40 protein-coding genes are annotated in these 24,338 nt (G+C 72.3%); 31 read left to right on the top strand and 9 right to left on the bottom strand.

Annotated elements, in window-relative coordinates; all coding sequences use genetic code 11:
• From I4I82_RS26995 to cobC, 6 genes are all read right to left on the bottom strand, one after another.
• Positions 1–1,314 (bottom strand): SLC13 family permease, encoded by a 1,314-nt coding sequence (locus tag I4I82_RS26995; RefSeq protein ID WP_218593570.1) that lies wholly within the window; start codon positions 1,312–1,314, stop codon positions 1–3.
• A 24-nt stretch (positions 1,315–1,338) separates the two neighbouring features.
• A complete protein-coding gene (locus tag I4I82_RS26990; RefSeq protein WP_218593571.1) occupies positions 1,339–1,869 on the bottom strand; it encodes a beta-class carbonic anhydrase in 531 nt (176 codons plus the stop codon).
• 89 nt (positions 1,870–1,958) lie between these two features.
• Entirely contained in the window at positions 1,959–2,621 is a 663-nt protein-coding gene (locus tag I4I82_RS26985; protein ID WP_218593575.1) for a histidine phosphatase family protein, read from the bottom strand.
• Complete coding sequence (locus I4I82_RS26980) at positions 2,618–3,355, bottom strand: zinc ribbon domain-containing protein (RefSeq protein ID WP_218593572.1); 738 nt, start codon at positions 3,353–3,355, stop codon at positions 2,618–2,620. The genes I4I82_RS26985 and I4I82_RS26980 overlap by 4 nt, the downstream gene beginning before the upstream one ends.
• Complete coding sequence (locus I4I82_RS26975) at positions 3,352–4,494, bottom strand: Nif3-like dinuclear metal center hexameric protein (RefSeq protein WP_218593573.1); 1,143 nt, start codon at positions 4,492–4,494, stop codon at positions 3,352–3,354. Before I4I82_RS26975 ends, I4I82_RS26980 begins: the two co-directional genes overlap by 4 nt.
• Positions 4,491–5,600 carry an Rv2231c family histidinol phosphate aminotransferase CobC gene (gene cobC / locus I4I82_RS26970; RefSeq protein ID WP_218596196.1) on the bottom strand — a complete coding sequence of 370 codons (1,110 nt, stop codon included), beginning with the start codon at positions 5,598–5,600 and terminating at the stop codon, positions 4,491–4,493. The genes I4I82_RS26975 and cobC overlap by 4 nt, the downstream gene beginning before the upstream one ends.
• 72 nt (positions 5,601–5,672) lie before the next feature.
• Here cobC and I4I82_RS26965 point away from each other — a divergent pair, with 72 nt between their 5' ends.
• Positions 5,673–7,049: a recombinase family protein gene (locus I4I82_RS26965; protein ID WP_218596195.1), complete on the top strand. Its 1,377-nt coding sequence runs from the start codon at positions 5,673–5,675 to the stop codon at positions 7,047–7,049.
• Here the strand turns inward: I4I82_RS26965 and I4I82_RS26960 are convergent.
• Together I4I82_RS26960 and I4I82_RS26955 are read right to left on the bottom strand one after the other, a co-directional pair.
• Positions 7,046–7,375, bottom strand: coding sequence for an ImmA/IrrE family metallo-endopeptidase (locus I4I82_RS26960; protein ID WP_218596194.1), 330 nt, complete (start codon positions 7,373–7,375; stop codon positions 7,046–7,048). The two genes, I4I82_RS26965 and I4I82_RS26960, sit on opposite strands and share 4 nt — an antisense overlap.
• A gap of 167 nt (positions 7,376–7,542) precedes the next feature.
• Positions 7,543–7,986: a hypothetical protein gene (locus tag I4I82_RS26955; RefSeq protein WP_218596193.1), complete on the bottom strand. Its 444-nt coding sequence runs from the start codon at positions 7,984–7,986 to the stop codon at positions 7,543–7,545.
• Between the two features lie 220 nt (positions 7,987–8,206).
• Here I4I82_RS26955 and I4I82_RS26950 point away from each other — a divergent pair, with 220 nt between their 5' ends.
• From I4I82_RS26950 to I4I82_RS26865, 18 genes are all read left to right on the top strand, one after another.
• A complete protein-coding gene (locus tag I4I82_RS26950; RefSeq protein ID WP_218596192.1) occupies positions 8,207–8,458 on the top strand; it encodes a helix-turn-helix domain-containing protein in 252 nt (83 codons plus the stop codon).
• On the top strand, positions 8,455–8,652 hold the full coding sequence (locus I4I82_RS26945; protein ID WP_218596191.1) for a hypothetical protein: 198 nt from the start codon (positions 8,455–8,457) through the stop codon (positions 8,650–8,652). Before I4I82_RS26950 ends, I4I82_RS26945 begins: the two co-directional genes overlap by 4 nt.
• Positions 8,653–8,724: 72 nt before the next feature.
• A complete protein-coding gene (locus I4I82_RS26940; protein WP_218596190.1) occupies positions 8,725–9,009 on the top strand; it encodes a hypothetical protein in 285 nt (94 codons plus the stop codon).
• Positions 9,006–9,329: a hypothetical protein gene (locus I4I82_RS26935; protein ID WP_218596189.1), complete on the top strand. Its 324-nt coding sequence runs from the start codon at positions 9,006–9,008 to the stop codon at positions 9,327–9,329. Before I4I82_RS26940 ends, I4I82_RS26935 begins: the two co-directional genes overlap by 4 nt.
• The gene (locus I4I82_RS26930; RefSeq protein WP_218596188.1) at positions 9,326–9,793 is read left to right on the top strand and encodes a DUF6197 family protein; all 468 of its coding nucleotides are present in this window, start codon (positions 9,326–9,328) and stop codon (positions 9,791–9,793) included. Before I4I82_RS26935 ends, I4I82_RS26930 begins: the two co-directional genes overlap by 4 nt.
• A gap of 136 nt (positions 9,794–9,929) precedes the next feature.
• Entirely contained in the window at positions 9,930–10,499 is a 570-nt protein-coding gene (locus I4I82_RS34800; RefSeq protein WP_218596187.1) for a response regulator transcription factor, read from the top strand.
• The gene (locus I4I82_RS26920; RefSeq protein WP_218596186.1) at positions 10,496–10,672 is read left to right on the top strand and encodes a hypothetical protein; all 177 of its coding nucleotides are present in this window, start codon (positions 10,496–10,498) and stop codon (positions 10,670–10,672) included. The genes I4I82_RS34800 and I4I82_RS26920 overlap by 4 nt, the downstream gene beginning before the upstream one ends.
• Positions 10,669–11,973: a helicase-related protein gene (locus I4I82_RS26915; RefSeq protein ID WP_218596185.1), complete on the top strand. Its 1,305-nt coding sequence runs from the start codon at positions 10,669–10,671 to the stop codon at positions 11,971–11,973. Before I4I82_RS26920 ends, I4I82_RS26915 begins: the two co-directional genes overlap by 4 nt.
• Positions 11,970–12,947 (top strand): DNA-methyltransferase, encoded by a 978-nt coding sequence (locus I4I82_RS26910; protein ID WP_218596184.1) that lies wholly within the window; start codon positions 11,970–11,972, stop codon positions 12,945–12,947. The genes I4I82_RS26915 and I4I82_RS26910 overlap by 4 nt, the downstream gene beginning before the upstream one ends.
• A complete protein-coding gene (locus tag I4I82_RS26905; protein WP_218596183.1) occupies positions 12,944–13,342 on the top strand; it encodes a hypothetical protein in 399 nt (132 codons plus the stop codon). The genes I4I82_RS26910 and I4I82_RS26905 overlap by 4 nt, the downstream gene beginning before the upstream one ends.
• The gene (locus tag I4I82_RS26900) at positions 13,342–13,788 is read left to right on the top strand and encodes a hypothetical protein (protein ID WP_218596182.1); all 447 of its coding nucleotides are present in this window, start codon (positions 13,342–13,344) and stop codon (positions 13,786–13,788) included. Before I4I82_RS26905 ends, I4I82_RS26900 begins: the two co-directional genes overlap by 1 nt.
• Entirely contained in the window at positions 13,785–14,081 is a 297-nt protein-coding gene (locus I4I82_RS26895) for a helix-turn-helix domain-containing protein (RefSeq protein WP_218596181.1), read from the top strand. Before I4I82_RS26900 ends, I4I82_RS26895 begins: the two co-directional genes overlap by 4 nt.
• The gene (locus I4I82_RS26890; RefSeq protein WP_218596180.1) at positions 14,078–14,239 is read left to right on the top strand and encodes a hypothetical protein; all 162 of its coding nucleotides are present in this window, start codon (positions 14,078–14,080) and stop codon (positions 14,237–14,239) included. The genes I4I82_RS26895 and I4I82_RS26890 overlap by 4 nt, the downstream gene beginning before the upstream one ends.
• The gene (locus I4I82_RS26885; protein WP_218596179.1) at positions 14,236–15,123 is read left to right on the top strand and encodes a YqaJ viral recombinase family nuclease; all 888 of its coding nucleotides are present in this window, start codon (positions 14,236–14,238) and stop codon (positions 15,121–15,123) included. Before I4I82_RS26890 ends, I4I82_RS26885 begins: the two co-directional genes overlap by 4 nt.
• 556 nt (positions 15,124–15,679) lie before the next feature.
• Positions 15,680–16,549, top strand: a complete 870-nt coding sequence (locus tag I4I82_RS26880) for a recombinase RecT (RefSeq protein WP_218596178.1) — start codon at positions 15,680–15,682, stop codon at positions 16,547–16,549.
• Between the two features lie 149 nt (positions 16,550–16,698).
• Positions 16,699–17,163 carry an HNH endonuclease signature motif containing protein gene (locus I4I82_RS26875; protein WP_218596968.1) on the top strand — a complete coding sequence of 155 codons (465 nt, stop codon included), beginning with the start codon at positions 16,699–16,701 and terminating at the stop codon, positions 17,161–17,163.
• The gene (gene ssb, locus I4I82_RS26870) at positions 17,163–17,633 is read left to right on the top strand and encodes a single-stranded DNA-binding protein (protein WP_218596176.1); all 471 of its coding nucleotides are present in this window, start codon (positions 17,163–17,165) and stop codon (positions 17,631–17,633) included. The genes I4I82_RS26875 and ssb overlap by 1 nt, the downstream gene beginning before the upstream one ends.
• Before the next feature lie 38 nt (positions 17,634–17,671).
• A complete protein-coding gene (locus I4I82_RS26865; protein WP_218596175.1) occupies positions 17,672–17,953 on the top strand; it encodes a hypothetical protein in 282 nt (93 codons plus the stop codon).
• Positions 17,954–18,047: 94 nt separating this feature from the next.
• Here I4I82_RS26865 and I4I82_RS26860 read toward each other — a convergent pair whose 3' ends face one another.
• The gene (locus I4I82_RS26860) at positions 18,048–18,275 is read right to left on the bottom strand and encodes a hypothetical protein (protein ID WP_218596174.1); all 228 of its coding nucleotides are present in this window, start codon (positions 18,273–18,275) and stop codon (positions 18,048–18,050) included.
• 207 nt (positions 18,276–18,482) lie between these two features.
• Between I4I82_RS26860 and I4I82_RS26855 the strand changes: the two genes are divergently transcribed.
• The 12 genes from I4I82_RS26855 to I4I82_RS26800 all read left to right on the top strand — a co-directional run bounded on the left by I4I82_RS26855 (position 18,483) and on the right by I4I82_RS26800 (position 24,238).
• Positions 18,483–19,298 (top strand): hypothetical protein, encoded by an 816-nt coding sequence (locus I4I82_RS26855; RefSeq protein WP_218596173.1) that lies wholly within the window; start codon positions 18,483–18,485, stop codon positions 19,296–19,298.
• Positions 19,299–19,366: 68 nt separating this feature from the next.
• Entirely contained in the window at positions 19,367–19,540 is a 174-nt protein-coding gene (locus I4I82_RS26850; protein WP_218596172.1) for a hypothetical protein, read from the top strand.
• Positions 19,537–20,832 carry an AAA family ATPase gene (locus I4I82_RS26845; RefSeq protein WP_218596171.1) on the top strand — a complete coding sequence of 432 codons (1,296 nt, stop codon included), beginning with the start codon at positions 19,537–19,539 and terminating at the stop codon, positions 20,830–20,832. The genes I4I82_RS26850 and I4I82_RS26845 overlap by 4 nt, the downstream gene beginning before the upstream one ends.
• The gene (locus I4I82_RS26840; RefSeq protein WP_218596170.1) at positions 20,829–21,032 is read left to right on the top strand and encodes a hypothetical protein; all 204 of its coding nucleotides are present in this window, start codon (positions 20,829–20,831) and stop codon (positions 21,030–21,032) included. The genes I4I82_RS26845 and I4I82_RS26840 overlap by 4 nt, the downstream gene beginning before the upstream one ends.
• The gene (locus I4I82_RS26835) at positions 21,029–21,910 is read left to right on the top strand and encodes an adenine nucleotide alpha hydrolase family protein (RefSeq protein WP_226370262.1); all 882 of its coding nucleotides are present in this window, start codon (positions 21,029–21,031) and stop codon (positions 21,908–21,910) included. The genes I4I82_RS26840 and I4I82_RS26835 overlap by 4 nt, the downstream gene beginning before the upstream one ends.
• The gene (locus I4I82_RS26830; protein ID WP_218596169.1) at positions 21,907–22,440 is read left to right on the top strand and encodes a RusA family crossover junction endodeoxyribonuclease; all 534 of its coding nucleotides are present in this window, start codon (positions 21,907–21,909) and stop codon (positions 22,438–22,440) included. The genes I4I82_RS26835 and I4I82_RS26830 overlap by 4 nt, the downstream gene beginning before the upstream one ends.
• A complete protein-coding gene (locus I4I82_RS26825) occupies positions 22,437–22,670 on the top strand; it encodes a hypothetical protein (RefSeq protein ID WP_218596168.1) in 234 nt (77 codons plus the stop codon). Before I4I82_RS26830 ends, I4I82_RS26825 begins: the two co-directional genes overlap by 4 nt.
• Positions 22,667–23,041: a hypothetical protein gene (locus tag I4I82_RS26820; RefSeq protein ID WP_218596167.1), complete on the top strand. Its 375-nt coding sequence runs from the start codon at positions 22,667–22,669 to the stop codon at positions 23,039–23,041. Before I4I82_RS26825 ends, I4I82_RS26820 begins: the two co-directional genes overlap by 4 nt.
• Positions 23,034–23,261 carry a hypothetical protein gene (locus I4I82_RS26815; RefSeq protein ID WP_218596166.1) on the top strand — a complete coding sequence of 76 codons (228 nt, stop codon included), beginning with the start codon at positions 23,034–23,036 and terminating at the stop codon, positions 23,259–23,261. Before I4I82_RS26820 ends, I4I82_RS26815 begins: the two co-directional genes overlap by 8 nt.
• Positions 23,258–23,704, top strand: coding sequence for a hypothetical protein (locus I4I82_RS26810; protein ID WP_218596165.1), 447 nt, complete (start codon positions 23,258–23,260; stop codon positions 23,702–23,704). The genes I4I82_RS26815 and I4I82_RS26810 overlap by 4 nt, the downstream gene beginning before the upstream one ends.
• Before the next feature lie 8 nt (positions 23,705–23,712).
• Positions 23,713–23,889 carry a hypothetical protein gene (locus I4I82_RS26805; protein ID WP_218596164.1) on the top strand — a complete coding sequence of 59 codons (177 nt, stop codon included), beginning with the start codon at positions 23,713–23,715 and terminating at the stop codon, positions 23,887–23,889.
• Positions 23,890–23,971: 82 nt separating this feature from the next.
• On the top strand, positions 23,972–24,238 hold the full coding sequence (locus tag I4I82_RS26800; RefSeq protein ID WP_218596163.1) for a hypothetical protein: 267 nt from the start codon (positions 23,972–23,974) through the stop codon (positions 24,236–24,238).
• Positions 24,239–24,338 lie beyond the last annotated feature (100 nt).

Here is a 24,338-nt window from a genome sequence, read left to right as displayed (position 1 = left end):
TCAGACGAGCTGCAGCCCCGCCCACAGCGCCACGACGGCCGCCACCAGCCCCATCGGCACCGTCAGCAGGCCCAGGCCGGTGAACTCCCGCACCGCCGGCGCGGCCTCCGTACCCGCGAGCACGCGCCGCCACAGCAGGGTGGCCAGCGAGCCGACGTAGGTGAGGTTCGGGCCGATGTTGACCCCGATCAGCACGGCCAGCACCAGGCCGGGCGCCGGGGCGTCGCCCAGCACGGAGAGCAGCACGAGCGTCGCCGGGATGTTGTTGACGACGTTGGCCAGCACCGCGGCCAGCGCGGCCAGGCCCAGCAGCCCCGGGAGCGACGACCCCGACGACGAGGACGGGACGACGGCGGCCAGCGCCGCGCCGAGCCCGTTGGCCGTGACCGCCTCGACGACGACGCCGAGCGCGAGCACGAACAGGCAGAACAGCGGGTCGGCCGCGCGCAGCAGCGCCGGCGGCCGGGCCCGGCGGGCGAGCAGGACGCGCGCCCCGAGCACGAGCGCCCCGGCCGCGGCGACCCACACCGGCTCGATCCCCGACAGCGACGACAGCCCGAACCCGGCCAGCGTCGCGGCCAGCACGGCGAGCGCGAACCGGGGCGCGGCGAGGTCGGGCGCGGCGAGGTCGGGCGCGGCGAGGTCGGGCGCGGCGAGGTCGGGCGCGGCGAGGTCGGGCGCGGGCGCCGCGGCGGGCGCCGTCGCGGCCAGGTCGGCGCGGAACCACCACCGCAGCGCCGCGTACTCCACGGCGATCACGACCAGCCAGGGCGCCGCCATGAGCGTGGCGAAGGACAGGAACGTCAGCCCGGACGCCGCGAACGCCAGCAGGTTCGTCAGGTTCGACACCGGCAGCACCAGCGACGCCGAGTTGGCGAGGTGCGTGCACGCGTAGACGTGCGGGCGGGCGCGGACCGCGAGCAGCCGCGACGTCGCGAGCACGACGGGCGTCAGCAGGACGACGGTGGCGTCCAGGCTCAGCACCGCCGTCGTCACCGAGGCGGCGGCGAACGTCAGCCCGAGCAGCCGGGGCGCGCTCCCCCGCCCGGCGGCGGCCATCCGCGCGCCGAGCCAGGCGAACACTCCCTCGACCCCGGCGAGGTGGCCGAGCAGCAGGATCGCGGCCAGGAAGGCGACGGTCGGGCCGAGCTCGACGACCTCCTCCCCCGCCGCGCCCGGCGACACCAGGCCGAGCAGCAGCGCGAGACCGGCGGCCGGGACGGCGACCACCGCCTCGGGCAGGCCCCGCGGTGAGGCCAGCGCGAACGCCAGCACCACGACGAGCAGGACGAGGGCGAGCGCCCCGTCGATCATGCTTCGCGGAGCAGGGAGTGCTGCTCAGGCGACGGCGTCGGCCCGGCTCCCGCCGTCCTCGTGGACCTCCAGCAGGTGGAAGTCCTCCAGGTCGAGCACGAACCCGCGGATCTTCGTGCCGGGCATCAGGAACGGGTCGCGGCGCAGCAGCGCCATGTCGCGGCGGACGCTGACCACCGGGTCGCGGAACGCGTGCGTGCGCCACGGCGGGCGCATCCCGGTCTCCTCGGCGAGCTCCTCGGTGAAGTCGTCCTCGGTGAACGTCGTGAGGCCGCAGCCGGCGTGCTGGACGAGCAGGACGTCGCGGGTCTGCAGCTTGCGCTGGCTGATCGTCAGCGAGCGGATGACGTCGTCGGTGACGACGCCGCCCGCGTTGCGCAGGACGTGCACCTCACCCAGCTTCATGCCGAACAGCGCGAACACGTCGATGCGGGAGTCCATGCACGTCAGCAGCGCAGTGTGGAGCGCGGGCGGTACCGGGAGCCCCTCGGCGTTGCTCGCGGCGAGACGACCGCCGCCCGCCTCGTAGCGCGCCAGCAGATCCTCGATGGCCATCGCCCGTACCCCTCTCGTTCCGTCGACAGGCAGACGATAGGCCGAACGGGGCGTCGCGTCCCCCGAGCGTGCGCGGAACCACCCCGTGATCAGCCTGCCGGGTGGTGGCTCGTGTCGTTGACCAGCCGCACGCTGGTGCCACCGTCGGGGTAGTAGGCCACCTCGGACAGGCTCGCGAGGTCGAGGTGCATCCGGTAGAGGATCTCCGGGCCGGCGCCCAGGGCGTCGCGCAGCAGCATCTTGATCGGCGTCACGTGGCTGACGACGACGACCGTGCCGCCCCCGTGGGCGGCCAGGATCGCGTCGCGCTCGGCCGCGATCCGCTCCGACACCTGCGCGAAGCTCTCCCCGCCGGGCGGGGCGACGTCCTGGCTGCCCAGCCACAGCGCGTGCAGCTCGGGGTCGCGCTCCTTGGCCTCGCCGAACGTCAGCCCCTCCCAGGAGCCGAAGTCGGTCTCGATGAGCCCCTCGCGGACCTCCAGCGGCGCGTTCGTGGCCTCCGCGACCGTGGCCGCGGTCTGGCGCGCGCGGCGCAGCGGCGAGCTGACGATGGCGGTGATCTCCGAGCCGAACCGACCCAGCCGCACCGCCGCGCCCGCGGCCTGGGCGTGGCCGAGCGCGGTGAGCTCGGGGTCGCCGTGGCCGGAGTAGCGGCGCCCGACCGACAGCTCGGTCTGGCCGTGGCGCAGCAGCAGCAGGCGTGTCGGCTCGCCGGTCTGGCCGGTCCAGGACGTGGACGCCGGCGCGGTCACAGCCCCGACTCCGGCGTGCGGACGAGGATCACGCCGCACTCCTCGCAGTGCACGATCTCGTCCGGCGGGGCGGCCTTGAGCGCGGAGATCGCGGTGCGGTCGAGGTCGAGCCGGCACGCCTGGCAGCGGCGGGCCAGCAGCAGCGCGGCGCCGGTGCCCTGCTGGGCGCGGCGGCGCTCGTAGGCGGCGAGCAGCTCCTCGGGCAGCGTGGCGACGACCTCCTCGCGGGCACGGCGGCGGCCGGCCTCGGCGGTGCCGATGTCGAGCAGGGCCTCGTCGCGGCGCTCCAGGATGGCCGCGATCTCCTTCTCGGCCGCCTCCAGCGTGGCGCGCGCGTGGCCGAGGTGGCCCTCCAGCGCCTCGCGCTGCTCCATGATCTCGAGCTGCTCGTCCTCCAGCACCGACTGCCTGCGGGCCAGGGTCTCCAGCTCGTGCTGCAGCTCGGTGGCCTGCTTCGCGCCGATGCCGGTGCCGGCGAGGAGCTGGTTGTCGCGCGCGGTCCGCGTGCGGACGCCCTCGACGTCGCGCTCGATGCGGCGGATGTCGCGGTCGAGGTCGCCCGCGTTCGTCTCCGCCTCCACGACGGCGTCCTTGGCCGCGCGCACCGCGGCCTCGGCCGCCGTCAGCTGCGCGTGCTCGGGCAGCGAGGTGCGGCGGTGGTTCAGGCGCGTGAGCTCGGTGTCGACCCCCGCGAGGTCGAGCAACCGCCGCTGTACGGCCGGTTCGGCTCTCATGTCTCTCCTCCTGCTACCGCGACGGTCCACGGATCCGTGCGCCGCCGCGAGACGCGGACGTCGACGTTACCGCCCGTGGCCGCGCGGACCACGTCGGCCGCCTGCGCGCACCACGGCCACTCCGACGCCCAGTGGGCGACGTCGACGAGCGCGGGCGAGCCGGGCAGCAGCCCGTGCTCCGACGCCGGGTGGTGGCGCAGGTCGGCGGTGACGTAGACGTCGACGCCGGCCGCGATCGCCGCCCCCAGAGCCGAGTCGCCCGCACCGCCGCAGACGGCGACGCGCTCGACGGTCCGGTCGGGGTCACCCGCGGCCCGCACCCCCCAGGCCGTCGACGGCAGCGCGGCGGCGACGCGGGCGGTGAACGCGCGCAGCGACTCGGGTTCCGCCAGCGCGCCGACCCGGCCCAGCCCGAGCGCCGAGGGCAGCTCGGCCAGCTCCAGCAGGTCGAACGCGGGCTCCTCGTAGGGGTGCGAGGCGCGCAGCGCGGCGACGACGGCCCGGCGCTTCTCCCGCGGCAGCACCATCTCCAGGCGCGTCTCCGCGACCCGCTCCAGGCGCCCGACCGTGCCGATCGCCGGGTGCGCGCCGTCGAGCGGCTTGAACTGGCCGGTGCCGGCGGAGGCGAAGGAGCAGTGGCTGTAGGCGCCGATGTTGCCCGCGCCCGCGGCCGAGAGGGCCTCGTGCACCGCGGTGATCGCCGGGCCCACCGGGATGAACGTGACGATCTTGTCGAGCGGCGGGAACGGAGCGCCGACCAGCGGCCCCTCGACGGTCACGCCGAGCGCGGCGGCCAGGGCGTCGGAGACCCCGGGGGCGGCGGAGTCGGCGTTGGTGTGCGCGGTGAACAGCGCGGTGCCCCCGCGCACGAGCCGGTGCACCAACCGGCCCTTGGGGGTGTCGGCGCCGACCCCGTGCACCCCCTTGAGCAGCAGGGGATGGTGGGTGACGAGGAGCTGCGCGCCGATCTCGGCGGCCTCGTCGACGGTCTCGGGCACGGGGTCGACGGCCACGAGCACGGTGTCGACCGGCTCGTCGGGGTCGCCGCAGACGAGGCCGACGGCGTCCCAGTCGGCGGCGAGGCGGGGCGGGTAGGCCGTCTCGAGGGCGGTGATGAGGTCGCGGAGGGTGGTGGTCATGCCCGCGCTCCCTGGTTCAGGAAAGCCACGTTCAGGTCCTCGGAGGGCAGCAACGTGGCTTTCCTGGCCGCGGGCTCGGCCAGGGCCGCCCCCAACGCGTCCACCAGCCGCCCCACCGCCTCCGCCGGCCGCACCGCCACCCGGACGTGGTCGGGTCCCAGGCCCGGGAACGTGTCGCCGCGGCGCACCGCGATGCCCGCCTCCCGCAGGTCGGCCCGCACCCGATCCCCGCGGCCGTCGGGCAGCCGGAGCAGCAGGTAGGGCGCGCGGCCGGGCAGGACCGCCACCCCCGGGACGGCGGCCAGCGCGGCGGCCTGCTCCGCCCGCAGCCGGGCCAGCTCGACGGCGGCCTCCCGTGCCTGCGCGACGGCCGCCGGCTCGCAGCACGCGATCACGGCCTCCAGCGCCGGGGTCGAGACCGGCCACGGCGGGCGCGAGCGGGCGAGGCGGGCCAGCAGGTCGGGGTGCCCGAGCGCGTAGCCCGCGCGCAGCCCCGCGAGCGCCCAGGTCTTGGTGAGGCTGCGGAACACCAGCGCCCCCTGCTCCCCCGCCAGCGTCTCCGGCTCGCCGGGCACGGCGTCGGCGAAGGCCTCGTCGACCAGCACGACCCGGCCGGGTGCGGCGAGCGCGCGCAGGTCGTCGGCGGGGTGCAGGACGCCGGTGGGGTTGGTCGGGTTGCCGACGACGACGAGGTCGGCGGCGGCGGGCACGGCGGCGGGGTGCAGGCGGTGGCCGTCGGCGGCGTCGGTGAGGACCTGCTCGACGGGCACGCCGGCGTCGCGCAGAGCGGCCTCGGGCTCGGTGAACCCGGGGTGCACGACGGCGGCCAGGCGCGGGCGCAGGGCCGGGAGCAGCGCGAACCCCTCGGCGCTGCCCGCGAGTACCAGCACCTCCTCGGGGCGGCGGCCGTGCCGGGCCGCGACGGCCTCCCGCGCGGCGCGGTCGTGGGCCGCGCTCGGGTAGCGGCCGAGGTCGTCGAGCACTCCGACGATGCGGTCGCGCAGCCACCGCGGCGGGCCCGAGCCCTGCACGTTGACGGCGAAGTCCAGCAGCCCCGGCTCGGCGTCGACGTCGCCGTGGTGACGCAGCGCCTGGGGAAGATCCATGCCCCGCACCCTACGGTGGAGGGGTGCACGTGGTTTTCGTCTGTACCGAAACCGGGACTAGCCTCACTAGCCATGACGCGTCGCGCGGCCGTGTACTGCCGCATCAGCCAGGACCGGATCGGCGCCGGCCTCGGCGTTGACCGGCAGGAGCAGGACTGCCGTGCGCTCGTCGCCTCCCGCGGCTGGAGTGTCGCCGAGGTGTACGTCGACAACGACGCCTCCGCCTACTCGCGGCGGGCACGGCCCGGCTACGAGCGGATGCTCGCCGACATCGACGCCGGCCGCATCGACGCCGTCGTCGCCTGGCACGCCGACCGACTGCACCGCTCCCCCATCGAGCTCGAGCGCTACATCGACCTCACCCAGCATGCGCCCACCCACACGGTGCGGGCGGGCGAGCTCGACCTGTCGACGGCGTCGGGGCGGATGACGGCGCGCATCGTCGGTGCGGTCGCCCGCCATGAGTCGGAGCAGAAGGGTGAGCGGCTGCGCCGTCAGCGGCAGCAGGCCCAGGCCGACGGTCGCTGGCACGGCGGGCGCCGACCGTTCGGGTTCGAGCCCGACGGGCTGGCGCTGCTGCCGGGTGAGGCCGCGGAGATCGAGGCCGCTACCCGCGACATCCTCGCCGGGCACTCGGTGCGGTCGATCGTCCGACGCTGGAACGACGCCGGCCTGACCACCTCGACGGGCGCCCGCTGGGACGGGTCGAACCTGCGCCACGTCCTGCTCCGTCCGCGCAACGCCGGCCTCGTCGGGAACCGCGGCCGCATCGTCGGCCCGGCCCGGTGGCCTGCGATCGTCGAGCGCGACACCTGGGAGGCGCTCGTCGCGCTCCTGTCGGACCGGACACGGCTCACCCATCGTGGGACCAGCCTCAAGCTCGTCGGGTCGTTCCTGTACCGCTGCGAGTGCGGGGAACTGGTGCGTTCCGGAGGGCAGCGCGCCGATGGGCAGCCGAGGTACGCGTGCGCGGCGAACCACATGAGCCGAGTCGCCAAGCCGGTCGACGAGCTCGTGCTCGACGTCGTCGGACGTCGTCTGGCGCGCAACGCGGTGAACCTGCTGACACCGAGTGTCGACGTGCGCCCGTTGCGGATCAGGCTCGCGAACCTCCGCGCTCACGCGGACAAGATCGCGGCCGAGTTCGGCGACCCAGACTCGGGCATGACGGCCAGCCAGTTCCGGCTGTCCAACGGCCCGGTGCAGAGTGAGATCGCCGCGCTCGAGGCTCAGCTCGCTCGCCACTGGACGGGCTCGCCACTGGCCGGCATCGCGGATGCGGCGGATCCTCGCCGGACGTTCCTCGCCGCGGGGATCGACCAGCAGCGCCGCGTCATCGACAACCTGGTCGAGGTGACGCTGCTCCGGCAGCGCCCCGGGCGAGGAGCAGGCGGGGTGTACTTCGACCCTGCCTCGGTGCGCGTGGAGGATCGGCGGGGCGACATCTAGTTGCTGCGGGGCCGGGGTAGCGGCATGAAGATCGGCGCCCGCAGCGCGGTCTCGACGGTGTCGCGGTCGACTGCGAACCGGGCGGCCAGGTCTTGGATCTCCTGTTCGGTCCACTGTCGGTCGAGCTGGGCGAGAGCAGGCCCGGCAGGGACAAGCATTCGGGCGGTCTCCTTCTGTACCTGGTGTTCTTCGACCGCGGCCCGCTCGGTGGAGACGGGGCCGCGGGCCAGGTGGACCAGTTCGTGGGCGAGAGTGGATCGCCACTCGTTCGGGGTCAGGTCCGGGGCGATCGCGACGAGGGATTCACCGAAGACGGTGGCTCCCATCAGTCCTGGTCCGAGGTCCGTTTGTCGGAGGGTGACCTCCCCGTTCTTGTCGAGCGCACTCTTCAGTGCGGCCAGGAGACAGACGGCATCTTCGTGAAGTGCACAGCGGGGAGCCACGTCTAGAGTTTAAACTTTGATCACTGAATCGTTACCGCATTCGCTTAGCATCACTTACTTGGCTTACGCCGCGCAGCCCACTGCTCACCCTGCGTTGCCGCAGGCAGCGGCGGCGGCAGGTGCCGAACTTCGTTCGGCGGATCGATCACGCCAGCCGCGCCGGTACTGTTGCGCTCAAGTCTACGTGCGAGCTCGGCGAGCAGCTCGCGGTTGCCCAACGTGTGCGCGCCGGCGGCGGGGCGCTCAAGGACCTCGATGTCGAGATCGGCCGGCGTGAGGTAGCCGGCAGCGAGCATGCCGTCGACGACGGGCACCTGCAGTGCGACACAGACGGCGCGCACTGCGGCGGGCTCCGGCACCTCGCCCCTCCGGAGCCACTTCGAGATCTTCGGGCTGGTCACCGTGTCGTTCGACGCGCGTATGAGATCGACCTGTCGCCAGTTCCGCTGCCGAAGGTGATCGGACAACCACGAGGCCCAGCTGCTCTCCGGCACGAGGCGCAGCGTATCTGCGTACACGCAGCATGTCAGCCGCACGTGATCTTAACTATCCGCAGGTAGTGGCTCCAACGGGTGATGCGTGGGCGCAGCACCTGGCGAAAAGCGACACGCCGGACACGCCGGTTTCGTACACGAAGGAGTTGCGTTCACGCAGCCTCCTGCGCTAGCTTTCCTGCGTCAACGCAGTAGCTGCTTCTACGCAGAGAGAGCGCCCGTGAAGCCGACCATCCAGATCCGAGCCGACAACCTCGCGCTCGTCCGGGCCGCCGCCGGCCTGTCCTCCAACGCCGCCCTCGCCCAGGCCATGGGCGTCCACCCGACCACGGTGTCCCGCACCCTCAAGGGCGACGCAGCGCTCGGCGTCGACTTCATCGCCGCCCTGCTCAGCGCCTTCCCGCAGGTCGAGTTCGGTCAGCTGTTCTCCGTCGAGGTCCTCGAGCAGGCGCCCACCGCGGTGTCCGCATGACCACCGCCGCCGAGCGGGCCGCCGAACGCGACGCCGAACGTGCCGCCGCATACGAGGCCCACGTCGAGGCGCTCCTGGCTGCGATGCCGCCGCTGACCAACTCGCAGCGAGCCCGGGTCGTCGACCTCCTCGCGCCGATGCCCGTCGCCGTCGACAGCTCGACCCAGCACGACGACCTCCGCGCCGCGTCCTGACCCACCCACGTAGTAGGCGAGCCGACGCCGCCACGCGCCGACCCGCCCCGATCACAGAGGAACACACCCTCCATGACCAGCCTCATCGTCCACGACCACAGCCCGACCGGGGAACTCCCCACGATCACCGGTCAGCCCGCCGCGGTCACCGACGCCATCGCCCGAGGCCGCGCCGCCATCCCCGCCCGCCCGCGCGGCGGCTGGATCTCCGAGGACCGGCCGTCGGGCAGGCATCGCGCCGACCGCGCCGGGTCCGTCCACGTGTCCGCGATCGCCGGTGTCGACCTGCGCCGCCGCCCCCAGCGCGCCGGGAAGTCGCACGGCCTGCTCGACCAGCTCCTCGGTGGTGGGGCGTGAGTCGCGCCAACCGTCCGACCCGCGAGGAGGTCGCGGACGCGCTGGCCTCCGCCGACATCGCGGTCGGCCCGTCCATGCCGACCTTGGCCGCCGAGGTGCGCGCGCTGCGCAACGAGCTGGCGTTCGCGCGCAGCGCGAACGAGCACCAGGCCGCCACCATCGCCGAGCTGCGCGAGAACCTGCCTCGGCTACTCGCAGTCGAGGCCGCCGCGCGTCACCTGCTCGTCACGAACAGCCTCCCGGCGTACCACGCCCTCGACCGCGACGAGGCCCTCGAACGGCTCACCGCTGCGCTCAAGCCGAAGGAGCGTGCGTCGTGACCGACCTCGCCCTCCCCACCCACCCCCTCACCCCCGCCCAGCTCAACCCCAGCGGGATCGCCGACGCCCTCGACCGCGCCGCCCACCTCATCCACACGAACGGCCTCGCGACCGGCGAGTACTGGGAATGTCAGCTGTTCGCCACCCGATGGACCGAAGGCCGCGGCTGCGACGCCCTCGGCGCCATCGGTGTCGCCGTCGGGTACCGCGACCACCTCGACATCGACCGCGCCATCGTCGGCGAGGACGTCTACGACCCGAAGGCCCACGCCTACGCCACCACCGGGCCCCACCCCGTCCTCGCCGCGCTGATGGCGCATCTGGGGGTGCGGGACCCGCTCGACGTCATGAACTGGTCCGACAAGGCGCAGGACCGCGCCGTGGTCGAGGCGCTGCGGGCGTGCGCTGCCGGGCTGCGGATCCACGCAGCCGCGGCCGAGCAGGTTGGGCGGGTGGCGTCGTGAGCGTGTGGCTGGCCGTCTGGCGCTACCTCAACGAGCGCAACCCCCGCTGCGTGGTTCCCGCGCACCGCAGCCGCTGGTCCTGCGACTGCATCAACCCGTGCCCGTGACCGCCGCGACCCGTAACCCAGGTGACCACATGACCCGCGCAGCCACCTCCATCACCGCGGCCAACGGCGGCACCGCCGTCACCACCCTCGACCGCGTCCCCACCGAGGTGTGGCAGCACATCGAACTCGTCAGCCGCTTGCACGAGGTGCTCGCCCGTACCCGCAACGAGGCCACCCTCCCCGCCCTCCTCACCGTGGCCCACCCCCACCTCGCCTACGAACGTCGCCGCCCCCACACCGCCCCGCCCGTCATCGACCTCGCCCTGGTCCGGCAGCTGTCCCGGCTCCTCGGCGCCGCCCGCTGCCCCGACCTGCTCCTCGCCGTCCTCGACGAGCTCGCACCGCACCTGCACCTCCCCGGGTCGGCGACCACACCCGCGCCGCTACCGGACGGTGGGGCGCTGTCGGGGCGTGAGGTGCAGGTCCTCGCAGCCATGGCCCGAGGCCGCACCAACGCATCGATCGGGTCCGAACTGGGCCTGTCGGAGGACACCGTGAAAACCCACGCCCGACGCCTGTTCACCAAGCTCGGCGCCCGCGACCGCGCACACGCCGTCGCCCTCGGCTACCAGCACGACATCCTCGGCGGTGCCGCATGACCGCCCCCGTCAGCGACTTCGAGCAGCTCGCCCGGTTCCGCGACGAACGCAACCAGCTGCGCAACCGCATCGACGCCTTCGCCCGGCTCGTCGACGCCGCCGAACGTGGCGGGGCGATGGTCATGCGCATCGAGGACGTGCGCCGCGGCCTCAAGATCGGGGCACGGCGATGACCGCCCCCGGCTACGCCGAGTTCCTCGCCGCCAAGGCCCGCCGCGTCGAGCACGCCGGCCCCGACGTCGAAGCCGGCCAGATGCACCCGATGCTGCACGACTGGCAGGCCGAGCTCACCGCCTGGGCCGTCCGCACCGGGCGCGCCGCACTCTGGGAGGACACCGGGCTCGGCAAGACCGTCCAGCAGATCGAATGGGCACGCCACTCCGGCGACACCAGCCTCATCGTCGCCCCCCTCGCCGTCTGCCACCAAACCGCCCGCGAAGCGGCGAAGCTCGGCGTCGACGCCCGCTACACCCGCGACGGCGGCGCCCTCCCACCCGGCGTGTGGATCACCAACTACGAGCAGGTCTCCAAGTTCGACCCGGCCAGCATCGACGCCGTCGTCCTCGACGAGGCGTCGATCCTCAAGAACAGCGACGGCAAGACCCGCCGCCTGCTCACCGACCACTTCGCCGGTGTCCCCCGCCGCCTCGCCTGCACCGCCACACCCGCCCCGAACGAGCCCGAGGAGCTGTGCAGCCAGGCCGAGTTCCTCGGCCACGCCACCCGCGCCAACATGCTCGCCGCCTACTTCGTCCACGACGACCAGGGATGGCGGCTCAAGGGCCACGCCCGCGGCCCCATGTTCGCGTGGATGGCGTCCTGGGCCGTGGCGCTGCGCCGCCCGTCGGACCTCGGCTACCCCGACACCGGCTACGACCTGCCCGGCCTGGAGATCGTGCCCGAGCTGCTGCCCGTCGCGATCGAGGCCGAAGGCCAGCTGTTCCCCACCGACCTCGGTGGTGTCGGTGGTCGGGCGAAGGTGCGGCGCGACACCCTCGACGCCCGATGCGGCCGCGCAGTCGACCTCGTCGCCGCCGAACCCGATGAGCCGTGGCTGCTGTGGTGCGGCCTCAACGACGAGGCCGACGTCCTGACCCGCGCCATCCCGGGGGCGGTCAACGTCGGCGGGTCCATGTCCCCGGAGGAGAAGGCCGAGGCGCTCCTCGGGTTCGCCGACGGCCACATCAACGTCCTGGTCACGAAGCCGGCGATCGCGTCGCAGGGACTGAACTGGCAGCACTGCGCACGCATGGCGTTCGTCGGGCTGTCGGACTCGTACGAGCAGTACTACCAGGCGATCCGCCGCTGCTACCGCTACGGCCAGACCCGCGTCGTCCGCGCCCACATCGTGCTGTCGGAGCTGGAGTCGCAGATCGCCGCGAATGTCGCCCGCAAGGAGCGCGACGCCGCCGCCATGACCGGCGAGCTCGTCGCCGCGATGGCCGCCAACACCCACCACCGGAGGGCCGCATGAGCACCGACCTGTACCTCGAGGACGAAGCCCACGGCGACATGTGGTCGCTGCTGCTGGGCGACTCCTGCATCCGCCTCGCCGAGCTCGACACCGACTCGGTCGACCTGTCGGTGTGCTCCCCGCCGTTCGACTCCCTGTACACGTACTCGCCCAGCGCCCGGGATCTTGGCAACTCCGCGTCCCGCGGAGAGTTCCTCGACCACTACGGCTACGTCATCGCCGAGCAGCTGCGCGTCACGAAGCCCGGCCGGGTCGCCTGCGTGCACGTGCAGCAGGTCGCCACGAAGAAGGCCGTCGACGGGTACAGCGGCCTCACCGACTTCCGCGGCGACGTCATCCGCGCCTTCCAGCGCGCCGGGTGGCTGTTCCACGGCGAGGTCACGGTGTGGAAGGACCCGCAGGCCCAGTCGATCCGGACGAAGGCGCACGCGCTGGCGTTCCAGACGAAGAACCGGGACAGCGCCGGCACCCGCCCCGCCCTGGCCGACTACCTGCTGAAGTTCGTGAAGCCCGGCGACAACGCCGTCCCGATTCCGCACCACGCCACCCGCGGTGAGGTCACCAACGACGACTGGATCGAGTGGGCCTCCCCGATCTGGTTCGACCGCACCGACGGGGGCGACGTCGGCGGGGAGCAGCTGGCGCCGGTGTGGCTCGACATCAAGGAGACCCGCACCCTCAACGTCCGCGCCGGGCGGGAGCACGCCGACGAGCGGCACATCTGCCCGCTGCAGCTGGACTTCATCGAGCGCTGCATCCGGCTGTGGTCCAACCCCGGCGAGACGGTCCTGACCCCGTTCGCCGGGATCGGCTCCGAGGTGTTCGTCGCCCGGAAGCTGGGCCGGCGCGGTATCGGCGTCGAGCTGAAGCCCAGCTACTGGCGGACCGCAGTCGACAACCTGCGCCGTCTCGACACCGAGCTCGACACCCCGGCTCTGCTGGACCTCGACGGCGTGACGGCGGCTGCGTCGTGAGCATCTACTGCAGCTTCGGCCTGTTCGGCGACGACGGCGACGACTACCCCGCCCCGCTCATCTACCGCCAATCCCACGTCCTCCCCACCGTCGACGACCCCCGCGGCGGCACTCTCGATCTCGCCTACATCCCCGGGTTCATCACCCGGGACGGTCGCGACGTCGACGGCGAGCTCGACCCGGACTGCGAGAACGACGGCGTCTGGCCGTTCCTGCGGGTGTCGCTACGCGCCGAGCAAGGCCTCGCGATGGTCGAGGCCGGCGAACCGGAGGACACCGTCGTCCTCGACCGCGACCAGGTCGCCACCCTGCGCGACGAGCTCACCGACTGGCTCCTGCGCCACGACGACCTCGACACATGGCTCGACCAGCACACCACCGGAGGTGAGCGCTGATGCCCCGCGGCGGGAAGCGCATCGAACTGCCCCCCAAGCCCTGCCAGAACCCCGACTGCGACGCCCTGTTCCACCGCGGCGCCGACCAGACCACCACCCAGTACAGCCGGCAGAAGTTCTGCTCGACCGAGTGCCGGGAGAAGGCCGGCCCGCCGATCCGGCAACGCCGCGACATCTGCGGCAAAAGCCTCCACCCCATGGTCGGCGACAACATCCTCCACACCGGCAACGGGGGCCGCAGGTGCCGGGCGTGCAACGCCGACCGCGACGCCACCCGCAGGGACCGGCAGCCCGGTGCGAGGTCGGGCGGTCGCACCATCCGCCGCGGCCCCCGACGAGCCGCGCCCGCGCCCGCGCCGGTGGTGCAGGTGGACGGTCCGCGGTGGCGGCCCGCCGGGTTCACCCCCGAGCCGTCCACCTGGCATGCCGGGCAGGTCGCGTCGTGATCCGCCACGCCACCGGCTCCCGCCACCCGGCCCGCGCCCGCTGCACCTGCCAGCCCGCCCCGGCCGACGACCGCGAGCTCCTCATCGTCGCCCGCATCGCCGCCGGCATCCCCCTCGGCCAGGTCGCGACCGAGCTCCACCACACCGAGTCGTCCATCTCCACCTACGTGAAGCGGGCCCGGGAACGGGTCGGTGCACGGGACAAGGCGCACCTGGTGGCGATCGCGTTCCGGGACCGGCTCATCGGGTTCGACCGCGACGGCCGCGTCGTCGTCGCCGGACGTGCGGGATGAACGCCGACTCCCCGCTCGTCGAACTGCGGCGCGAGCTCTACCGCCAGCTCGCCGCCGGCACCCGCTTCGTCCGCATCGGTGACGTCCTCAAGGCCCTCGAGCAGCACGACCTCGACCAGCTCCCCCGCTCCCCCGACCAGAACCAGGTGATCCAGTGACCACACCGACCGGGATCCTCGTCCCACGCATCGAGGTCGGCGACCCCGAGTGGCTGCGCGTCATGTCGGCCTCGAAGATCGCCGCCGTCCTGGGGTTGAGCCCCTGGGAGTCAAGGTTCAGTCTCTACCACCGCATGACCGGGATGGTCAGCGACGACGGCAACGACGCCACCCGCCGCGGCCACTACCTCGAGCCCGCGATCGCCGCCTGGTTCGCCGACCAGCACCCCGACTACCGGGTCGAGACGACCGGGACGTGGCTGCACCACGCGCGCCCCACTCAGGCCGCCACCCCTGACCGGCTGGTGATCGACCCCGATGGCAACTTCGAGCTCCTCGAGTGCAAGACCTCCGCCGTCACCGAGGGCTGGGGCGAGGCCGGCACCGACGAGATCCCCGTCTACTACCGGGCGCAGGTCATCTGGCAGCTCGACACCCTCGGCCTCGACCACTGCCACGTCGCGGTGCTGCTGCCGTTCCTCGAGTTCCGCTCCTACGTCGTCGAGTACGCCGCGGAGGAGGCCGCGGTCATGCGGGGCGCCGCCGCGGTGTTCCTCGCCGACGTCGCCGCCGGGAACCGGCCGGCCATCGACGACAGCTACGCCACCTTCCAGGTCGTGCGCGAGCTGCACCCCGACATCGACGGCGACGAGCGCGAGGTCGACGCCGAGACCGTCCAGGCCTGGCGCCGCGCCTGCGCCACCTTCGACGCCGCCAAGGCCGACAAGCAGCTGCGCACCAGCCGGCTCCTCGACGCCATGGGCACCGCCCGCTACGCCACCTCGGGGGGCGAGCGGATCGCCATGCGCGTCCCCGGCCGTGGCACCAACCCGCCCTTCCTGCGGCCCTGCAAGGCCGTCACCAGCATCGGAGAAGCTGCATGACCGAGGCGTGTGGCCCTGCCTGCCGACCCGGACGTCGTCGGCGCGGCATGTGCTGGATCCACTACAGCGCCGCCCTGCGATCCGGGGCGATTCGCCGACTAACACCTGTTCAGCGTTTCCAGTCGTACGTCGACTCCAGCGCAGGGACCGATGCCTGCTGGCCTTGGCGTGGCTACGTCAACAAGGACGGCTACGGCGTCTTCCATTGGTCCAGCAGGAGCGTTCAGAAGGCTCACCGGGTTGCGTACGGAATCGAGCACGGCGAGTTGTCGAGCGATCTCGTTCCTGACCACACCTGTCACAGCGAGGACCACGCCTGTCCCGGCGGACCGACCTGTTCCCACCGGCGCTGCGTGAACCCGCGCCACCTCGAAGCGGTCACGGCCGTCGAGAACATCCGACGCGGACGCGTCGGCCAGCTCAACTCCGCGAAGACGTGCTGCCCGCAGGGGCATGCGTACAGCCCGGAGAACACCTCCGTTCACAACGGCCGCCGGACCTGCAGGAGCTGTCAGCGCGAAGCGGGCCGTCGATACCGACTCTCTAGGAGCGCATGATGAGTGCTGAAACGATCACCAACGCCGTAGCCAAGCGCGACACCGGACCCGCCGCCATGGTCAAGCAGTACGGCAGCGACTTCCAGGCCGTGCTCCCTTCCCACATCAAGCCCGAGCAGTGGATCCGCCTCGCGCAGGGCGCGCTCAAGAAGGGCCGCAAGCAGGGGGGCCGGTTCGAGCTGGAGATCGCCGCCGGCAACAACCCCGGCGTGTTCCTCGCCGCGCTCCTCGACGCCGCGCGCCTGGGCCTCGAGCCCGGCACCGAGCAGTTCTACCTGACCCCGCGCAAGGTGAAGGGTCAGCTGGAGATCCTCGGGATCGTCGGCTACCAGGGCCTCATTGAGCTCATGTACCGGGCCGGCGCCATCTCCTCCGTCGTCGCCGAGTGCGTCTACGAGCACGACACGTTCCGGTTCCGCCCGGGGCAGGACGAGATCCCCACCCACGAGATCGACTGGGACGCCGACGACCGCGGCAACCTGCGCCTCGTCTACGCCTTCGCGCGGATGAAGGACGGCGCCACCTCGAAGGTTGTCGTCCTCAACCGCGCCGCCATCCAGCGGATCAAGGCCACCTCGCAGGGCGCCGACTCCCAGTACAGCCCCTGGACCACGAGCGAGCCGGCGATGTGGCTCAAGTCCGCGGTGCGCCAGCTCGCGAAGTGGGTGCCGACCTCCGCCGAGTACATGCGCGAGCAGCTGCGCGCGGTGCGCGACGTCGCGGCCGAGCCTGCCGGCATGGACACCCCGCGGGTGCCCGGCGAGCTGGCCGTGCAGGACGTGTCACACCTGCCGGTCGACGCAGTACTCGACGCCGAGCTCGTCGGCGACCGCTCTGACGAGGTCACGGAGCTCGAGGGAGGGCAGTAGGCGTGCGGCGGAAACGAAACTCGGCAACTGCACCGCCCTGCTCTCTCGGCGGGTGCACCGCTCCGCGATCAGCAAAGGGGCTGTGCAATCGGCACTACCAGGCCCTGATGCGCCACGGCGATCCGTACGGCGGCTCCGTGCCGCTCTCGATGTCTGAACGGTTCGAGAGGTTGATCGACAAGGACGGTCCGACACCCAGCACGTTCCGGCACCGCGGGCCCTGCTGGTTGTGGCGTCTCGAGCCCGGGAAGAACGGTTACGGCAGCTTCCGGCCGTCGCGCAGCCTTCGCTGGATCGCTCATCGGTACAGCTGGGAGATCCACCGCGGCCCAATTCCGGCCGGCCTGGTCATCGACCACCTGTGCAGGAACCGGATGTGCGTCAACCCGAGCCACCTGGAGCCGGTCACGACCGCCGAGAACAACCGACGCGGCATGGGGATCTCCACCTTCAACGCGCTCAAGAAGGAGTGTCCCTACGGGCACCCCTACACGCCGGAGAACACCTACCGCCCGCCGAGCAGGCCCAACACCCGCAAGTGCATCGAGTGCGCTCGCATCCGCGACCGGCAACCCCACCGCCTCGCACGCAAGCACGTACGAAAGGCAGCCTGATGTCACTCCCCAAGGTCCAAGGCGAGGTCGCTCGTCTGTGGGACGCGCCTGAACTCAGATTCACTTCGGCTGGCAAAGCGGTCTGCTCGGTGCCCCTGGTCTTCAACAAGCGCCGCAAGAACCAGGGCAGCGGCGAGTGGGAAGACGTCGGCTCCATGTTCGTCCGTGCCTCCGCCTGGGAGCAGCTCGCAGAGAACTGCGCCGAGAGCCTGTCCAAGGGCGACGAGGTGATCGTCTCTGGCGAGCTTTCACTCCGTGAGTACGACCGCAAGGACGGCAGCGGTAAAGGCACCTCGGTGGAGATGAACATCTTCGCCATCGGGCCGAGCCTGTCTCGCGCCACGGCGAAGGTCGCGAAGGTGTCGCGCGACGGCGCTGCTGCTACGCCCCGAGCAGCTGGCGACGAGGTCGACCCGTGGAGCTCCGCGCCGACAGGTGCAGCGACCGACGACTCCGAGATCCCGTTCTGATCCCGCATCCCGAACCGCCCCCAACGAGAGGTACCTCCATGAGCACCACGACCTACGGCTCTCTGACCGGCTCGAACTACGGCTTCACCATCACCCCGGACACCGGCGCGAAGGCGCCCAAGCCCCCGTCAGGGCTGGTCGTCACCCAGGCCGTGCAGACGAAGGACGGCTGGCTCGGTCAGGTGATCGTCGACAAGGAGATCGTCTGGGAGAGCGACCGCCACGAGGACGGCGAGGACGCGATCCAGTCGGCGAACGCGCGGGTCGTCGAGGCGTTCAAGACGCTGTTCGGCTGGCAGTCGCCGCAGTCGCAGCCCTGAGAACACACCAGCGGCCCGCGTGTTGCCGAACCGCGGGCCGCTGGTGGCCATCCCCCTGCCCGCTCCCCAGCGGCAGGAGATCCCCGAGAGGACGTCAGTCGTGATCGACCGAGCCGCGTTCCTCGCGCTCCGCATCGGCGAGGCGCCGGACATGCTCGCGCGTGTAGCCGGTGATGCCGACAACGTCGACCTGTCGCATTCCGTCTTCGAGCGCCGCGAGGATCGCCGCGCGCTCCGCCAGGCGAGCAGCCTCGGCCTGCTTCACGAGGCGCTTGCGCCGGCCGGTGGCAGCCCTGAGCTGCGCTTCTGGCGTCGACTCCATGGGACAGAGCGTAGGCCACGGGCGTCGGCCAACAGCATGTTCCGAGTTCGGGGGGCGTTGATGTGGCCTCCTCCATGTGGCATCATGCATGTCACCAAGAGTACGGCATGAATCGCCCCGCCACCAGCAGTAACCCCGCAACGAGAGGAGGCGAACCGTGCCCGCTCCCCACGCACAGCACCGGCCAGCCCAGAAGGTCGGCGACTGATGCGTATCCGCACCATCAAGCCTGAGTTCTTCACGTCCCTGACGATCGAGGCCCTGCGCCTCGAGGAGCGGCTGACGTTCATCGGGCTGTGGATGTACGCCGACGACGAGGGCCGGTGCAAGTACGACGCCCGCCTCATCCGGGCGGCGCTCTGGCCCCTGTCGGACCGCACCACCGCCGACGTCGACGAGGACATTCGAGGACTCACTGAGGCCTCACTGATAACTCACTACATCGTCAGTGACCGCTCATACCTGGCCGTCAACGGATGGTCCGAACACCAGCGGATCAACCGCAAGACCGCCTCGAAGCTCCCGGCGCCGACGGAGGGGCAGATTGTGCCCCTGAACAGGCAAAAGGCTGCATCCGTGCGAACTCACGGAGGACTCAGTGAGGACGTGCATCGGGAAAGGAAGGGAACAGGGAACAGGGAACAGGGAACTCCGACCGCTGCCGCGGTCGGGCCGACGCAGCCGGCCGCCGATCCTGTCGGACCCACAGATGTCACGCCGCGAGTCGTCGTCGCCGCCTGGATCGAGGCGATGAACACCAACGGCGTCACGCCGACGCAGGGCATGCGCAACCAGGTCGGCAAGCTCGCGAAGGAACTGCTGGCCAGCAACGACGCCTCGCGGGTCGTGGATGCGGCGCGAGCCGCGGGATCCAAGGGCTACGCGACCATCGACCGCGAACTCGCCGCCATGGCTGGCCGCCCCCTCCGCGCCGTCGCAGGTGGCCGGCCCTCCTCGCCGTATCCGTACGACGAGCACGGCCAGCTGCGCGACCCCAAGACCGGGGTGTTGATCGAGCGATGAGCAACCACCGCGATCCCCAGCCCGTCATCGGCGCCTGCGTCGTCCCCTGCTCTCGCTGCGGACAGCCCATGCGCGTCGAGGTCACCGCCGAGCTCTCTCCAATCCAGAAGCCCGGCATGCACTCCCTCAAGGTCCGCCGCGGTGGCGAGCAGCTCGCCGAGTGCTGGTGGCAGATCAAGCCCGTCGGCACCGACCACCGTTGCCCGCGTCGGGCGCCGCTCCCGCTGAGGGAGGCATCGTGATCGAGAATCTGCGCGACCACACCGCCGAGCGCCAGCTCCTGGCCATCGCCCTCCACGGGCGCACCGACGAGCTCCTCGCGCTCGCTCCTGGAGCGTTCAGCCACTGGCAGCACGCCGCCATCGCCATGGCCATCACCGGCCTCGCCCAGCGAGGCATGCCCACCGACCCGCCGATCGTCATGCGCGAGGTCGTCAACGCCGCGGGAGGCGACGCACGAGCCCAGACCATGGGCAAGCTCGTCGCCGACCTCGCGACCCACCTCGTGCCCGGGGAGTCGGCCGGGTACTACGTCGAGCGCATCTCCGCCCTGCACACCGCCCGCGAGCTCGCCCTGGCGATGGAGCGGTTCCAGGGGAAGGTCGCCTACGCCGCCGAGAACGACGACGACGAGGTGCTCGCCGGCGCAGCCAACGAGGCCCGGGAGGCGATCGGTGCGGCGGAGGTCGCGTTCCGCCCGGTCGCCGCCGAGCCGCCGATGTCGCTCGGTTCGCTCCTCGACGAAGAGGACGACCCCTACGACTGGCTGGTGCCCGGCCTGCTCGAGCGCACCGACCGGCTCATCCTCACCGGCTTCGAGGGCACCGGGAAGTCGTTCCTCCTGGCGCAGTTCGCCCTCTGCGTCGCGGCCGGCCTGCACCCGTTCACCGGCGACCCGCTGCCCGAGCGCGAGTACCGCACGCTCGTGTTCGACTGCGAGAACTCGAAGCGGCAGATGAAGCGCCGCTACCGGCGGATCGCCGCCCAGGTCGACGCGCTGCGACGCAAGCACGACATGGGCCCGGTGGACTGGCACCGGGCCGTGCGCATCGTGTCCCGGCCCGAGGGCGTCGCGCTCACCGAGCCGCGCGAACTCGCCCGCATCGAGCAGAACGTCTCGCTGTCCGCGCCCGACCTCGTCGTCGCCGGCCCGCTCTACAAGATGTCCAAGCTCGACGTGAAGGACGAGCAGGCCGCGAAGGAGCTCACCGACACGCTCGACCTGCTCCGCGTCCGGCACCAGTTCACGCTCATCGCCGAGGCGCACGCCGGCCACTCCAACGACGGCGGCGGCGCCCGCCGCGTCCGGCCTATCGGCTCGTCGCTGTTCCTGCGCTGGCCCGAGTTCGGGTTCGGCATCGCACCGCACCGCGACTGCGCCACCGAGGAACACCCCTCGATGGTCGAGGTCAAGCACTGGCGAGGTTCGCGCGACGAGCGCGCCTGGCCGCAGGTGCTCCGTCACGGCGCGCACCTGCCGTGGGAGCCCACCGGGGACTACTTCCAGATGCTCGCTGAGAGAGGCGTCGCATGACCACCACCGAACCGCAGCGGCTGCTCGACGGTCTCTGCGCCGCGCTCGACACCTGGGCAGCTCCGGCCCGCGAGCGGCTGCCGCTCGCCGTGTTCTGCGCCGAGGTCCACCCGCTCGACGACGCAATCCTGTGCCGCCACCTCGACGGGCACAGCGGCCCGCACGGCTCCGAGCCCGAGCAGGAATGGCCGGCGACGTGAGCGACCTCCGGATCTTCTCCTGCGGCGCCGGCGTGCAGTCGACGGCGATCGCCCTGCTCATGCGCGACGGCACGCTCCCGCTCGTCGACCACGTCATCTTCGCCGACACCGGGTGGGAGCCGGCCAGCGTCTACGCGCAGGTGGATCGCCTCGCCGTCCTGTTCGACGAGCTCGGCATCCCGTTGCACCGCGTGTCGCAGGGCAACCTCCGCGCCGACGCCATCGACCCCGAGCACCGGTTCGCGTCCGTGCCGTACTTCGTGCGCAACCCCGACGGCTCCGACGGCATGGGCCGCCGCCAGTGCACCAGCGAGTACAAGCTCGCCCCGATCAACCGGAAGGTCCGCGAGCTGCTGGGCGCGGCCGCCCCGAAGTTCCGCCGGGTCCCGAAGGGTCGTCGGGCGGAGCAGTGGATCGGGTTCTCCACCGACGAGGTCGGCCGCGTCAGCCCGTCCCGCGTCCAGTACCTCACCGCCCGGCACCCGCTGCTCGATCTCGGCATGTCCCGCCGCGACTGCGGCCGCTACCTCGAGCAGGCCGGGTGGGGCGACACCGCCAAGAGCGCCTGCATCGGCTGCCCGTACCACGGCAACCGGGCGTGGCGAGAACTTCGCGACGAGCACCCCGCCGAGTGGGCCGACGCCGTCGCGTTCGACGCGGCCATCCGCAAGGGCGGCGCGCGAGGTGAACACCTCCGCGGTGAGGCGTTCCTGCACCGCTCCCGGATCCCGCTGTCCATCGCACCGATCGACCGGTGGACTCGCGGCGACAAGGCCGAAGCCCAGGCCGAGGTGCAGGGCGACCTGTTCGACCTCGTCGAGGACGGCGACCCCGACGGCTGCTCGCCGTACGGGTGCCGATCGGGGACTGCGGCATGACCGGCCCGATCGTTGCCGAGGGCGCGCTGGTCCGCCTCGACCTGCCCTACAAGCGCCCGCCGGCCGCGCTGGTCGGGAACAGCCGGGCCCACTGGCGTCGCCGCTCCGCCGATACGAAGCAGGTCCGGGCCGACGTGCTGCGCCTCGCCCAGGCGGCTGGCCTGCATCGCCTCGACCGGCCCGTCGAGCACGTGACCGTGACGCTCACCTGGGCGCCCGGGGATCGCCGCCGCCGCGACGCCGACAACCTGTGGCCCCTGCTCAAGGCGTGCTGCGACGCGCTCGCCCGGGGCAGGCAGGACTGGGTCGGGCTCGACCTCGTCCCGGACGACACCCCGACGTGGATGGAGAAGCGCGCGCCGCGGATCGAGCCGCCACCCACGGCGGCGGGGATGTGGCTCGACGTCGGCCTCCGGTTCCGCCTCGACCCGCTCAGCGCCTCTGTGAGCCCCGCTGCCGACGCAAGGCGCACCGTCCACCCCCGGGCCGCTGATCGGCCGCCTACGGCCCGACAGGGGGCCCGGACGTGACCGCCTCGTGTCCCGGCTGCGCCCGCCTCGCCGACGAGCTGGCGTCGGTGCGCGCCGAGCTCGACCAGGCCCACTCCTACCGGACGCTCGGCGGCATCCCGCATCCGTCGACGACGGACTGGGCGAACTGGACCCCGCCCCCGCCCGCGTCCGCGACCGACCCGGACGCGCCGGAGCTGCGGCGTGCCGGGTTCGCCAGCTCCACCCCGACCGAGAGGAACACCCGATGAGCGACACAGACACGGGCCGACCCACCGGAGAGCAGGTCGACGCCGCGCTGCACCGAGCCGAACTGCGCTACGCCACTGAAGACGAGCGGACCTTCGCCGCCGAGGTGCGCGCCCTGCGTGACGAGCTGGACCGGATGCACTCCGCCCTCCGCCACGAGTACAGCGGTATCCAGCTCGCCTGGGACAACGAGCACGTCACCGTCGAGATCAACCAGGACCAGCGACTTCTCGCCGAGTACGACCGCCGAGGCGCAGTCGAGAAGGCCGCTGCGGCCTACGTGATGGCGGGACTCTGCGGCAACCCAAGCACTTCCGTTGAGCTGGCCGCGCTGATCGCAGCGGTCCGAACGAACAGGGACTTCCATGGCTGACGCTTCAGACCGAGAGCAGGTCGACGCCGCGCTCGCGCTGATCGACGACGTGTTCGCCACCTTCCTCATCCCGCACGACGACGCCGACCCGATGCACGCGGGGTGGACCCGGCGAGCGTCGGTCCGGGCCGACGAGGGGTGGGATCCGCAGCCGTCCGCGCGCCGCCGCTACTGGCTCGCCACCGCCACCCACTCGACCGCCACCGAGGAGACCCGATGACCGGCAGCTACCGCCCACAACCCGCCCGGGGCCGGCACCGCGCCCGCACCCTCCGACGCCGCCGACCCGCCCACCTCGTCACCGCCGTCATCGGGGCTGCCCTCATCGCCGGCATCGGCGCCGCCGCCACCACCGGCCCGCCACCGGCGACCGCGATCACCGTTGCCGCAGCCCCCGCCGCGCCCACGCTGCCGCTGACCAACGCCGAACGGATCTACCTCGCCGAGCTCGCCGAAGCCGGGGTCCCGTTCGCCGGCCCCGACGCAGACACCGCCGTCGTCATCGCCCGCGAACACGTCGCCCACGGCCACCTCGTCGGCATGCGGGAAGCCATCCGCGCCGACTTCCGGACCCGGTTGCCCGCGCTCACCCCCGACCAGGTCGAGGACGCGAAGACCGCCGTCGAACACCACTTCCTCGCCGTCACCGGGCGGAAGCAGTGAAGGCCCGCGTGTGGCGCGACCACGTCGGCCTGTGGCGCTACAGCGTCCCGTTCGCGTTCGACCTCGTCCACGGCGCCGCCGTCACCTGGCGGGCCGCGTACGCCCGCACCCGCCAACTCGTCGCCGAGGGCCCGCAGTGGCTCCCCGAGGAGACGACACGGATGCACACCGTGAGGCAGCCGTGACCGCGCGGCACTCCCTGGCCTGCATCTACACCGGGCAGGCCGAGCTGTGCGACGGCTCATGCCTGGCCACGGAGGAGGAGACGTGACCACCAAGGCCGAGCTTGAAGCGCTGTTCGCGGCGCACGGCTTCACCATGCACTGCGACTGCCCCGACGAGGCCGAGCCTTACGAGCCGTGCGAGTGCTGCGGTACCCGCGTCGGCTTCTCACACGGCCGCTGCGTGGAGGACAACCTCGTCCGCGGCTGCTCTACGGCTGGCGGCGGCCATTGCAGGTCATGGACGCCGCACACCGCGAAACGCTGCCGGGAGATGCGGGCGCAGCTCCCGCCGATCGAGTGGCCACTGTGACCCGCCGATGCTCGGACGCCAGCTGCGGCTCCTGCGCGCGCGAGCCGAGCTCCTGACATGGCTGTGGCGTCCCCCATCGCCGGAGGGACGCCACATGTGC

Origin of the sequence: Pseudonocardia oceani (assembly GCF_019263585.2) — a bacterium.
Taxonomy (GTDB): domain Bacteria; phylum Actinomycetota; class Actinomycetes; order Mycobacteriales; family Pseudonocardiaceae; genus Pseudonocardia; species Pseudonocardia oceani.
Note: the sequence above shows the minus strand (reverse complement) of the source record. Positions and strands in the feature narration are given on the sequence as shown.